Below are 12,753 nucleotides of genomic sequence, written 5' to 3'. Positions count from 1 at the left end.
GCATTCACCGTCGCTGTAAGCCTACCCTTGGACGCCTGGCCGAAGTGCGTTGGGTGCCTCACCCTAGCGCCTGGCATGGGCGACGTCACTCCCCGATCGGGGAAACGCCAAAGCGGCCCGGTCGCGAGACGTTCGGCCATTCGGAGCGTGCCCGATGCTCACGCCATCGTGACGACGGGAGCGCTACTTAGCCTGCTGGGGCCGCCTGACGCTTTCGGGCCATGGCCGGACTTCATTGCTCAAGGGAAGTGCGCCCTATGAGCGGCATGAGCACGGCCGGGAGCACGGTGAGGATCTCCCGCAAGAGCTTTGCTGCAGCCATACATGGGGCGCTGGTTTGCCGCACCTTCGTCTCATGCCCGGGAAGAGCGTTGGCACTTTATGGCGTATCCGAACGACCCGCTATGCGTTGACCGAGGGCCGGCATGGGAGGCCCGCGCGCGCCAAGGCCCTCATGGAGCGCGGGCTTTAACGTGGCCGCTGGTAGTCCTGCTGGCATGCCTGCCCGGGCTGTCCCTGGCGGATGCGCCACCTGCGAGCGCCTCGAGCGCGCCGTCGTCCCTGGCCGCCACCGAGTCGACGACGTTCCCGGTCGTGGTCTGGAACCGGACGGTGACGACCATGTCCGTACCGTTTCGCGGCCTGTCGGCACACGATCGCGCCGCCGCAGCGGGCAAGCGGATTGACGACGCGCTCGACAAGCTGAGCGTCGACGACATTTCCGAAGTCTGGGCCGAGTCGGGTGCGGACAAGGGGGTGATCATTCGGACAGGCAATCTGGTGCTATTTGCGCTACTCACCGGCGACGTCGAGGGCGGCGATCGCGCGGCGGTGGAACAGGAAGGGCGCCGAGCCGCCGATGTGTTGCGCGACATCGTCAAGGAGCGATCCGAGGCGCGCCGGCCGATGGAACTGTTGACCGATATCGCCTTCGCCGTGCTGGCCACGCTGGTGCTGGTGGTGCTGTGCTGGTTGTTGGTCCGGCTCAATCGAGTCGTGCAGCGGCGACTGATTGCGATCACAGAGGCGCGCATGCGCCTGGACATCGCTGGATTCGATTTGCGGCCCGTTGTTTGGGTAAGTCTGCGGCGACTGGTGGCGCTGGTGCACCTGCTACTGGTGGTCCTCGTTTTCTACCTGTGGCTGAGCTATGTGCTGCGGCAGTTTCCCTACAGCCGTCCATGGGGTGCTCAGCTCGGCCTGTACCTGATCGACCTGGCCCTGCAAATGATGGGGGGCCTGGTCGAGCAGTTGCCCAATCTGCTGACGCTGTTCGTGATCTTCTTCATCACGCGGGGCATCGTCCGCTTGATCTCCGCCTGGTTCCATGCGGTGGAAAAAGGCACCGTGCAAGTGGGTTGGCTCGATCCCCCGACGGCTTCGATCACGCGCAAGCTGGTGTCAGTGCTGATCGGACTGTTCGCGCTGGTGGTCGCCTATCCTTATATTCCGGGTGCCGGCAGCGACGCGTTCAAGGGTGTCAGCGTGTTTGTCGGCCTGATGCTCTCGCTCGGTTCAGCCGGTATCGTCAATCAGCTGATGAGCGGGCTCGTGGTGCTGTATTCGCGCGCCGTGCGGGTAGGTGATTTCGTGCACGTGGGAGACCACGAGGGCACCGTACGTGAGATGGGAGCGCTCTCCATCAAGCTGATCACGCGCACGCACGAAGAGGTCATCATCCCGAATGCGGTGCTGTCGTCCACGCCGATGCGCAATCTCACCCGTCAGTTGCAAGAGGGCGGATTGCTGCTCACCACGGCGGTGACCATCGGCTATGACACGCCATGGCGACAGGTGGAGGGCTTGCTGGAACTGGCCGCCTCGCGCACGGCCGGCCTGCTGCGCGAGCCGCGCCCATTCGTATTGCAAACCGCATTGTCGGACTACTACGTCGAATACCTGCTCAACGTAGGGACCCTGCATCCGTCGGTCTACAAGCAGACGCTGTCGGACCTGCACCAGAACATCCAGGACGCGTTTAACGAATTCGGCGTGCAGATCATGTCGCCGCATTTCCGCCGTAATCCCGACGAGAAAGTCTGGGTGCCGACGGAGCATTGGTACGACCCTCCTGCACGTGGGTCGGCGACGTCGGTCCCTCCGAAGGCGTCGGATGGTAGCAAGGGCAGCGCTTCACCGGCTGCCGATAGTGGGCCGCCGACGTAATGCGCCTGCGGTCATCAGACAAGTCCCAGTCCATGTGATCCGAAGGAGATCGTCATCATGAACACCCTGCATCGTTCCCGGTCGTATTTGCTCGGCGCTGCCATGGCCATGAGCCTGCCTTTGTGTGCCGTTGCCCAGCCGCAGGAAGTCGCGCATTCGTCAACGGTACACAGCACGGCGCACGAGATGGCGCGCGGCGAAGAGACGCTTACGGCCACCGTCGTGAAGGTGGATCAAGACACCCGCATGATCACCTTGCGCAGCACCGACGGCGAAGAAGCCACGATCGAAGCCGGCCCCGAGATAAAGAACCTTGCCCAGCTGCACGCGGGCGACGTGGTCACCGCCCATTTCCAACGCGCGCTGGCGCTTGAGCTATTGCCTGCCGGCAGCGCATCGACCGGCGTGGCCGTCGAAGGTGGTGTGGTCGGCGCCCCCAAGGGCGAAAAGCCAGGTATGACGGGGGGGCACTCGGTCACCATCGTGGCCAAGCTTGCGGCTGTCGACATGAAGAATCACACGGTGACCCTGCAGGGGGACAACGGTGAGAAGCAAGTCATTGAGGTGAAGGATCCGGCGCGCCAGGCGCGCATGAGCCAGCTGAAAGTGGGCGACATGGTACGCATCACGTATGTGGAGGCGCTGGCCATCACGGTCACGCCGAAGGCCAAGACGAAAGGCTGACGACGCGACAGGAAGGTCACTCGTGTGACCTTCCTGGCCGCCCGGGACGAACGGCGCTAAGCGATCAGGGCACGCCGCCTTCGCGGATCAGTTCCATCACTTCATAGCACGCGCCCATGGTGTGGTAGTCGGTCTTGCCGGCCGGGCTTTTCTCGTCATCGAGCTTGCGGTTGTCGCGAGTGAGGATGCGATACCACGCGCCATGCTGGTGGTCGATGAAGTGCTGCCAGGCGTAGGCCCAGAGCTTCGCGTACCAAGTGTCGTACGCGGCCAGCCCGGTGCGAGCGTGTAGCAGCGCAGCGGCGGCCAAGGATTCGGCCTGCACCCAGAAGTACTTGTCGTCATCGCAGACGCGACCGTCCGGCGCGAAGCCGTAGCAGATGCCGCCGTATTCGTTATCCCAGGCGCGGGCGAGGGCGGTATCGAACAAGCGCATGGCGGTAGGGGCCAGCCAGTTTTCCTCGCGGCCGCGCTCGAGCAGCAGCGGCTCCATGATCAGCAACAGCTTGGCCCACTCGGTCTGGTGCCCGGGCTGGAAACCCCAGGGGCGGAACAGGTGCTTGGGATCGTCGCGGTGATAGTCCCAATCCACCTGCCAGTGGCTGTCGTAGTGCTCCCACACCAGGCCATCGGCCTTGGCCGCTTGCCGGCGCGTCATATGGTCGGCGAGTGTGAGCGCGCGCTCCAGGTAACGGGGTTCGTCGGTGGCCTGATAGGCCGCGAGCATCGCCTCGCACATATGCATGTTCGCGTTTTGCCCGCGATAGCCGCTGAACTGCCAGTGCTCGTCCGCTTCATCGCGATAGAGGCCGGCTTCGGCGTCCCAGTAACGCTGCTCAAGCAGGTTCCAGGTCTCGTCCATCCACGCCTCGGTTTCCTTGATGCCGGCCTTGCGCGCGGTGGCGTAGGCAAGCAGCACAAAGGCAACGCCATAGGCGTGGTTGGTGCGGTCTTCCGGTACGCCGTCGCGGATCGTCCACGCATAGCCGCCGGAAACCGGGTCGCGATGCACTTCGCGCAGATAACGCAGGCCATGCAGTGCGGCATCGAGGTAGTCGGCGTTGTCGAACTCACGCGCCGCCATCGCATAGTTGAAGACGAAGCGCGTGCTGCTCACCAGGTGCCGATGGCTCCGTTCGTAGATCGTGCCGTCGTCCTTGAAGTAGTGGAAAAAGCCACCGGCTGGGTCGATGGCGCGTGGATGATAAAACGCCATCGTCTGTGCGATGTGCGCGCGCAGGAACGCTTCGCTGCGAAAATCGGGAGTCGTCGGCGTGCTCATGCGTAGGTCTCCATGAAGCCGAGCACTTCGGCCTCGTCCGGCATGGCGGCGAACGAGCCCTGACGGGTCACGGTCAGCGCGCCGCAGGCAGCAGCGAAGCGCAAGGCGGCGTGCAGGCGCGGCAGTTCCGTGACGAGTCTGTCGAGACGATCGCTGGTGGCATCGAGCCCGGCGAGCTTGCACAACAAGCCACCGACAAAGGCGTCGCCCGCGGCGGTGGTGTCCACCGCCGGCACGGCATAGACCGGCAGTTCGCCATCGGCATCGGGATGGAACCAGCGCAGCCGGTTGGGGCCATCGGTGACTATCAATAAGCGGGCATGGCCGGTCCACAGGCGTTCGAGCGTCGCCTCTTCGCCATCCACCGCCAGCCAGGTGAATTCCTCGGCGCTCAGCTTCACCACGTCGGCCAGTTCGAGTGCCGGCCACAGCAATTCGCGCGGCTCGACATCGTGCGGCCACAGCGCCGGGCGCAAGTTGAGATCGAAGCTGACCAGGGCCCCGGCCGCGCGTGCACGACGCATGCCTTCGCGCGTGGTTTGTGCCAGTTGCGGGTCGGTCATGCTGTTCGAGCAGACATGGAAAACGGCCGCCTCGCGGAAACTGTCGTCGCTGAAATGCTCGGGTCGAAACAGCAGGTCGGCGGACGGCGGACGATAGAAACTGAAGCTGCGCTCGCCCTTGGCATCGAGTGCGACAAAGGCGAGCGCGGTGTTCGCCTCGCCGGTACGCGCCACGCCATGCGTGTCGACACCGGCGCGTTGCAGGCTGTCGAGCAGGAAATCGCCGAACAGGTCCTGGCCCAGCATGCCAGCAAAGGCCGCCGCGCCCCCGAGCCGCGCGACGGCTACGGCGACATTGGCGGGTGCGCCGCCCGCATACGGTACGAAGCTGCGCGGAAAGCCGAATTCATCGCCGCCTTCGCTATGGAAGTCGATCAGTGCTTCGCCAAAACAGAGAATGGTGCGTGACATCAATGAGTCTCAGGAAGTAGAAGCGGGCAAGGCGTTGTCGCGTATCAGCGAGCCACGCAGGCCATAGAAAACGATATAGGCGTAGCAAAGTACCGGCAGGATGAAAGCGTGCTGGATGCCGAGACGATCAGCCAGCACACCTTGCAGCAGCGGCAGGATGGCGCCGCCGACGATGGCCATCACCAGCAGGCTCGACGCCTTGCCGGTCATGGGCCCCATGCGTTCGATGCCCAAGGTGAAGATGGTGGGAAACATGATGGAGTTGAACAGGCCAATGGCGATCACGCTGGCCATCGCCACCTGGCCATGCGTGAGCATGGTGATGACCACGAGCAGGCCTGCGATGGCCGCAAATGCCGCCAACAGCTTGCGTGGGTTGATCCATACCAGCATGGCCGAGCCAGCGAGACGTCCCACCATGGCGCCGCCCCAGTACATCGACACGTAGCGCGATGCCTGTTGCTCGCTCATATGGCCGATATCCGGTAGCGAGAGGTAGTTGACCAGGAAGCTGCCAATCGAGACCTCGGCACCGACGTAGAAGAAGATCGCCAGTACGCCGAAGAACACATGCGAATGGCGCAGGGCGTCCAGCAGCGTGTGATGGCCCTGGTCCGCCCGTTCGGTGGCCTCGGTAAGCGCGGGCATGCGGAACATCCACACGCCCGCCGCAAGTACGATCAGGACCAGGCCCAGTCCCAGATAGGGCACGCGTACGAGGTCGGATTGTTTCTGGCGATAGCTGCTCAGCGTGTGCTGGGTGTCGACGGACAGGCTGCCGCGTACGGACTGCAGTTGCGCTGCTGCGGTCGCGTCGAGACGTGCGGCAGTCAATTTGTCGAGTGCGTTGGCGAGTCGCTCCGCCGGCAGTGCCGCCATGCGGTCGGCCGATTGCGCGGCCAGTGTGGCCGCAAGCTGGTTGACTGGGAGCTTGTCGAGTACGTCAGCCAGTTGCGCTGGCGGTAGCTGGGTCATCGTTGCCGCCACCTGATCGCTGGGCAATCGATCGAGCGCGCCCGCCGCCGCATCGCCCAAGGCGGTGATCAGGCGGTCGGCGGGCACCTGTTGCATGGCGACGATGGCTTGGGCGGGCTCGGCATTGTTGAGCGCATGAACCAGCGCCACTGTCTCCGGCGCCTTGTGCAGGCTCGCCGGTATCGCTGCCGACGTGGCGGAAAGAATCAGCAGGCCGCCAAGCAACGGTCCCAGTGTGGTGCCGAGCGAATTCATCGCTTGCGCCAGGGTCAGGCGGCTCGAACTGGTGCGCTCCGGTCCAAGCAGGGCGACATAGGGATTGGCCGCCACCTGCAGCACCGTGATGCCGGTGGCCAGGATGAACAGCGCACCGAGAAACGCCGCGTAGGAGTGCAGCTGCGCCGCGGGCCAGAAGCCGAAGGCGCCGAGCGCCGCGATGCCCAGTCCGGCGACGATGCCCTTCTTGTAGCCGAGTGCCGCCACCAGCCGTCCGGCGGGCAGCGACATCAGGAAGTACGCCCCGAAAAACGTGAACTGCACGAGCATGGCTTGCGCGTAGTTCAGTTCGAACACCGACTTCAGGTGCGGGATGAGGATGTCGTTGAGTACGGTGAGAAACCCCCACATGAAGAAGATCGTGGTGGCCACCGCCATGGCCAGTGGGTAGTCGGTATAGCGTGTCTTGCCGGTGCCCTGGGACGCGCTCGTCGACAAGGTGGGAGGGGCTGCAAAGGCCATGCGGATTCCGTCGGTCAGAGGGGAGGACAGCTGCTCTCGCGCACCACCAGCTCCACCGGTGCGACGACGGTGCCTGCCTTGGCCTGCGGTTGCCGCAGACGGGCGAGGATGAGTTCAGCGGCCTGACGCCCGCGAGCACGTGGTGCCGTGGACAAGGTGGTGAGCGGCGGCATGCTCAGCGAGGCTTCCGCAATATCGTCGAAGCCGGTCACCGCGAAGTCGCGTCCCGGCTGTCGGCCATGTTGATTGAGGCCAAGCATCAAGCCCAGCGCAACGGCATCGTTGTAGCAAACCGCCGCCGTAAGCGTCGCGTCGCCAGCGAGCAGGGCCTGCGTGGCGCGTGCCGCATCGACACGCGTCGGCGCGCTTTCGACGCGCCACGCCGGTGCGATGGCGAGCCCGGCGGCCTGCATCGCCTGCTCGTAGCCGGCATATCGTTCACGGCTGGAGCTGGCATCGTCGTGGCCGCCAAAGAACGCGATGCGGCGATGTCCCCGCGCGATCAAGTGCTCCGTCGCCAAACGCGTACCGCGCTGGTTATCGAGCATCAGCCGGTCCCAGTGCGCGTATTCCGGCAGGGTGCCGCCCAGTTCGCGGTTGAACAGCAGCACCGGTGTGCGGGCACCCACGGCGGCAAGTACATCGCGCGCTTCGCTGCCTTCGGCGGGCGACAGGATGATGCCGCCCGGACCGTGTTCGACCAGCGAGCTGAGCACGGCATGTTCGCGCGAGCTCGACTCGCCCGTGCTGCCAAGCAGGGTGACGAAGCCGGCTTCGCCCAGGGCCTCATCCACGCCGGCGGCAAATTCGGCGAAGAACGGGTTCCCCAGTTCGTTGACGACCAGGGCAATGCTCGACGAGGTGCGTCGGCGCAGATTCGCCGCGGCGCGGTTGTAGACATAACCCTGACGGCGTAGTTCGTCTTCGACGCGCGCCCGGGTATGCTTGTTCACCAGCGGGCTGCCGCGTAGCACCAGCGACACGGTGGCGCGCGACACGCCACAGCCGGCCGCAATGTCGTTCAGGGTGATCTTGCGATCAACGGATGTCTGGCTTTCCATAGCGGGCCGCTGTGATTAGAACGATCTAAATGTAACCCGCTCCCTACCTGAAACGGAAACAGAATCGATGGCGCGCTGCAGCATGCATGAGCGCCCGGGGCAGTGTTAGTTTTCCAATTTAGAACGATTCAAATCTATTCCTGAAGGGGAATCCATGAGCTGTCTGCTGTCCCGCGCATGGCTGCCGAGCCTGCTTGCCGCCGCTTTGTCGTTGTCTTCTGGCCTGAGTCACGCGGCTACCGGCCATGCGGAGGATGTCGACTCGCGTATCGGCACCGGCGGCGACGGACATACCTTCCCGGGCGCGACGATGCCGTTCGGCATGATCCAGCTGTCGCCGGATACCGCGATGCCGGACTTCAAACACGCCTACAAGTACGCCGCCGGCTACCAGTACGGCGATAGCAGCCTGCTCGGTTTCTCCCACACGCATTTTTCCGGCTCGGGACATTCGGACCTGGGTGACGTACTGGTGATGCCCATCGCCGGTGAGGTGCGGCTGGAGCCGGGCGACGTGGCCAAGCCGGGCAGTGGCTACCGCTCCCGTTTCAGTCATGACAGCGAGACGGTACAGGCGGGTTATTACGCGGTGACGTTGAGCGATTACGGCGTGCGTGCCGAATTGACCGCCGGGCGTCGCGTCGGCTGGCATCGCTACACCTTCCCGACCGGCAAGCCGGCGCATCTGCTGCTGGATCTGCGGCCGAGTGTTTACGACTATCAGGGCAAGGTGCTGTGGTCGAGCCTGCGCGTGCATGACGACGGCACCGTGACCGGTTGCCGAACGACGCGTGGCTGGGCACCTGGGCGCGAACTGTGTTTTGCCATGCGTTTCTCGCAGCCGCTGCGTTCGCGCACGCTGTACAACCGCGAGACGGACAATGTTTACAAGGGCTTCGCCGGCCCGGGCCATCAGCCCGAAGACCACGATGCGCAGAGCGGTCGCGCCCTGGTGGGTGTATTCGACTTCGGCGCACTGAAGCAGCCGCTCGGCGTCAAGGTGGCGATCTCGCCGGTGAGCGAAGACAACGCCATCGCCAACCTCGACGCCGAAGGGCAGGGCTGGGACTTCGATGCACGTCGCGCGGAAGCGAGCGCAGCCTGGGACAAGGCGCTGGCGGTGATCGACGTGGATGCCTCCAAGGACCAGCGCGTAGGCTTCTACACCTCGCTTTACCACGCCATGCTGTCGCCCACGCTGAGCATGGACGTGAATGGCCAGTTCCGCGGCCCCGACGGCGCGGTGCACCAGGCCACCGACAAGAACGGCAAGTTCGAATTCCATTCGACCTGGTCGCTGTGGGACGTGTATCGGGCCCAGCAACCGCTGATGGCCTTGCTAATGCCCCAGCGCAGCACCGACTTCATCCGCTCCCTGATCGCCGCGCGTGAGGCCAGCCCGTTCGGCATCCTGCCGGTATGGGCGTACCAGGGCATGGAGACGTGGTGCATGATCGGTTACCACGCGGTGCCGGTCATCGCCGATGCGTATATCAAGGGCGTGCGCGGCTTCGATGTGGATGCCGCGCTCAAGGCGATGGTGGCCAGCGCGACCTATGCACCCTACGGTGATCTCGGCGATTACATGAAACTCGGCTATGTGCCGATCGACAAGGAACCCGAGGGTGCTTCCAAGACCCTCGAATACGCCTACGACGACTGGTCGCTGGCGCAGATGGCCAAGGCCTTGGGGCGCAAGGACATCGCCGCGACGTTCGACAAGCGCGCCGGCAACTGGCGCCATGCGTATGACCCGAAGACCGGCTTCATGCGCGCGCGCAAAACCGATGGCGTGTTCCGCGAACCGTTCAATCCGGATACGGCCGGCTACGGCACCGACTACACCGAGGGCAATGCCTGGCAGTACTCGTGGTACGTGCCGCAGGACGTCGCCGGCCTGGTCAAGGCCATGGGTGGCGATGCGACCTTCGTGACCAAGCTCGACAGCGTGTTCGAAGCCAAGGTGGACCCCTCGCACTTTGCGAACGTGGAAGACATCACCGGACTGATCGGTTGGTATGCCCACGGCAACGAGCCAAGTCATCACCTGGCCTATCTCTACGACTACGCCGGCGCGCCGTGGCAGACGCAAAAGCGGCTCAAGCAGATCATGGACAGCCAGTACGCGCAGCGCCCGGATGGCCTGGCCGGCAATGACGACCTGGGCCAGATGTCCGCCTGGTACATCTTCACCGCCCTGGGCTTCTATCCGGTGACCCCGGCCAGCGACGAATACGCCATCGGCCGCCCCTTCGTCGCGCGAGCCACGCTGCACCTGACCAATGGCAAGGACTTCACGGTCACCGCCGAGCCGCTGGACGATGCCCACCCCTATGTCGGCGCAGTCACACTCAACGGCAAGCCGCTGGACCGCGTCTTCCTGCGGCACGGGGAAATCCTTGCCGGCGGCGAGCTGCACTTCACCATGCAGGCCGAACCCAATCGCAGCTGGGGGCAGGCGCCTAAGGCCAGGCCGTCATCGATGAGCATGCCGGGAAATCGCTGACTCTCCATGTAAGGGAGGTCTAGGTCATAAAGCTGGAAGTGCCTGGGTGATTCTGCAAACATGCCCTATATGTTGCGCTCATCCTGGAAATTGGCGTCGACGTTGCGGCCCGCCATGAAGGACCGCATGGCGCTGCGTTGGCGCCTGGGCGGGCTGCTGTTTGCCGTACTGGTGATCGTGGCGTTGCCCTATATGGTCACGCGCAGCGGCTCGGGCGAGGCCATCCAGGCCAACGAGCGCGTGACGCACTCGTCGGAAGTGAAATCACTTACCTATCGAATCGCCTATGTAACACGCGACAGCGAGGCGGCCATCTACCGCCTGATCCATGGCGACACCGATCCCCAGGTGCACATGCGGGCCGAGCGCGCCAGCCATCAAGTGCCAGGATTGCTGGCGCAGTTGCGGGAAATGACGCGAGACAACCCTGATCAGCAATCGCTGATCGGCGCCTTGAGTTCCACCGTCAACGGCCGCCTGGCGCTCACCAGCCAGGCCATCCTGCGCTACAAGCAGCATGACCAGAACGGCGCCAGCGACGCCATGCGCGACTCCGGCACGCTGTTCAAGATGGATGATCTCATCGACGGCATCGTGCGCAATGAGGACAGCACGCTGCTGGCGCGGCGTTCCGACGCCCAACGGGAGTCCTTCAATAGCAGTCTGGCGCTGGCGATCACCGCCATCGCCCAGATCGTGTTGCTGACCATCGTGGTGATCGTGTCCGAACGCCAGATCAGCCGCCGCTTGCGCGCCGAAGTGCGCGAAGGGCAGGCCGTGCAGCGCTCGCAACTGATCGTGCAGGCGGTGCGCGAACCCATTGCATTGCTCGATACCTCGCTCGGCACGCTGCTGGTCAATGCGGCCTTCGGCGAACTCTATGGATTGCCGCCGGATTTTCGGCAGTCCATGCCCTTGGTCGAGATCGGTGATGGCGCATGGACCGATGGCGCACTGCTGCAACGCCTGAACGATGTGCTGCTGCTAGATCGTGAGCTGTGGGACTACGAGCTGATCCAGCGCACCGTGGACGGCGTCGATCGTCACGTGGTGATCAATGCCCGCCGCCTGGAACAGGATGGCGAAGGTGAGCCCGTGTTGCTGCTGACGCTCAGCGACGTGACGGCACGCGCACTGGTCGAACAGCAGGTGAAGGAGCTCAACCGCCAGCTCGAGGGAAAGATCGAGCAGGTGTCGGACGTGAACCGCGAACTGGAGGCCTTCAGCTACTCGGTATCGCACGATCTGCGCGCGCCGCTGCGGCATATCAGTGGCTTCGCCGGCAAGCTGTCGCATCATCTGGGCGATGGCGCCGACGAGAAGGCCAAGCACTACATCGAAGTCATCAACGATGCCGCCCGCCGCATGGCCTTGTTGATCGAAGACCTGCTGGTGTTCTCGCGCCTGGGCCGCGGGGCGCTGCGCCTGCAGCCGGTGGACATGCAGTCCCTGGCCGACGAGGCGCGTGCGCTGGCCGAGACCGATGCGCACGGTCGCCATATCGTCTGGTCGATTGCGCCGCTGCCTATCGTCATCGGCGACGAGAACATGTTGCGCACGGTGTGGCAGAACCTGCTGGGCAATGCGGTGAAATACACCGGCAAATGCGAAGTGGCGCGCATCGACGTCGACGTCCAGCGCAATCGTGACGGCAGTTACGAGTTTCTGGTAAGCGACAACGGCGCCGGCTTCGACATGCAATATGCCGGCAAGCTGTTCGGTGTGTTCCAGCGGCTGCATCGCGCGTCGGAGTTTCCCGGCAACGGCATTGGCTTGGCCAATGTGCGCCGCATCGTCTCGCGCCACGGTGGACGGGTGTGGGCCGACGCCCAGCCCGACCAGGGCGCACGCTTCCATTTCACGCTGCCGTCCTCCGATCTGGCGGAAAGTCTTGCCCAGAGGCGGCCATGAATCATCGCGATATCCGAACCATCCTGTTGGTCGAAGACAGCTTGGCTGATGCTGAAATGGCGTTGGACGCGCTCAATGGCGCGCATCTGGCCAATCCCGTCGTGCACGTGGAGGATGGCGTCGATTGCCTGGATTATCTCTATTGCCGTGGCGAGTGGGCCAGCCGCGAACCAAACGATCCCGCGGTGGTGCTGCTGGACATCAAGATGCCACGCATGGGCGGCATTGAGGTGCTGACGCACTTGCGTGCCGATGAGCGCTTTCGCCGCGTACCCGTGGTGATCCTGTCCTCGTCGCGCGAGGAAAGCGACTTGGCGCGCAGTTGGGACATCGGCGCCAATGCATACGTGATCAAGCCGGTCGACGTCGATCAGTTTTTCGATGCCGTGCGGACACTGGGGCAATTCTGGGCCGTGTTGAATCAGGGCCCGGAGCCTTAAGTCCGATCGAAACAGG

Annotated in this window: 9 protein-coding genes; 5 read left to right on the top strand and 4 right to left on the bottom strand. The window is 64.1% G+C overall.

Features of this window, described 5'->3' with window-relative positions:
- The first annotated feature begins 621 nt into the window (after positions 1-621).
- Entirely contained in the window at positions 622-2,166 is a 1,545-nt protein-coding gene (locus tag ACT01B_RS17825) for a mechanosensitive ion channel family protein (protein WP_445144545.1), read from the top strand.
- A gap of 57 nt (positions 2,167-2,223) precedes the next feature.
- Complete coding sequence (locus tag ACT01B_RS17820; protein WP_445144544.1) at positions 2,224-2,850, top strand: hypothetical protein; 627 nt, start codon at positions 2,224-2,226, stop codon at positions 2,848-2,850.
- A 64-nt stretch (positions 2,851-2,914) separates the two neighbouring features.
- Here ACT01B_RS17820 and ACT01B_RS17815 read toward each other — a convergent pair whose 3' ends face one another.
- From ACT01B_RS17815 to ACT01B_RS17800, 4 genes are read right to left on the bottom strand one after another with little or no spacing between them, the layout of a single operon-like run.
- Positions 2,915-4,132, bottom strand: a complete 1,218-nt coding sequence (locus ACT01B_RS17815) for an AGE family epimerase/isomerase (RefSeq protein ID WP_445144543.1) — start codon at positions 4,130-4,132, stop codon at positions 2,915-2,917.
- Positions 4,129-5,106: a carbohydrate kinase family protein gene (locus ACT01B_RS17810; RefSeq protein WP_445144542.1), complete on the bottom strand. Its 978-nt coding sequence runs from the start codon at positions 5,104-5,106 to the stop codon at positions 4,129-4,131. Before ACT01B_RS17810 ends, ACT01B_RS17815 begins: the two co-directional genes overlap by 4 nt.
- Before the next feature lie 9 nt (positions 5,107-5,115).
- Positions 5,116-6,819, bottom strand: a complete 1,704-nt coding sequence (locus tag ACT01B_RS17805) for a sugar MFS transporter (protein WP_445144541.1) — start codon at positions 6,817-6,819, stop codon at positions 5,116-5,118.
- A gap of 14 nt (positions 6,820-6,833) precedes the next feature.
- Positions 6,834-7,880: a LacI family DNA-binding transcriptional regulator gene (locus ACT01B_RS17800; protein ID WP_445144540.1), complete on the bottom strand. Its 1,047-nt coding sequence runs from the start codon at positions 7,878-7,880 to the stop codon at positions 6,834-6,836.
- 154 nt (positions 7,881-8,034) lie between these two features.
- Between ACT01B_RS17800 and ACT01B_RS17795 the strand changes: the two genes are divergently transcribed.
- From ACT01B_RS17795 to ACT01B_RS17785, 3 genes are all read left to right on the top strand, one after another.
- Positions 8,035-10,386 (top strand): GH92 family glycosyl hydrolase, encoded by a 2,352-nt coding sequence (locus ACT01B_RS17795; RefSeq protein ID WP_445144539.1) that lies wholly within the window; start codon positions 8,035-8,037, stop codon positions 10,384-10,386.
- Between the two features lie 114 nt (positions 10,387-10,500).
- Positions 10,501-12,297: a sensor histidine kinase gene (locus ACT01B_RS17790; RefSeq protein WP_445147523.1), complete on the top strand. Its 1,797-nt coding sequence runs from the start codon at positions 10,501-10,503 to the stop codon at positions 12,295-12,297.
- Positions 12,294-12,737: a response regulator gene (locus ACT01B_RS17785; protein ID WP_445144538.1), complete on the top strand. Its 444-nt coding sequence runs from the start codon at positions 12,294-12,296 to the stop codon at positions 12,735-12,737. Before ACT01B_RS17790 ends, ACT01B_RS17785 begins: the two co-directional genes overlap by 4 nt.
- The last annotated feature ends 16 nt before the right edge of the window (positions 12,738-12,753 follow it).

The organism is Dyella sp. Tek66A03, assembly GCF_052567735.1.
Note: the sequence above shows the minus strand (reverse complement) of the source record. Positions and strands in the feature narration are given on the sequence as shown.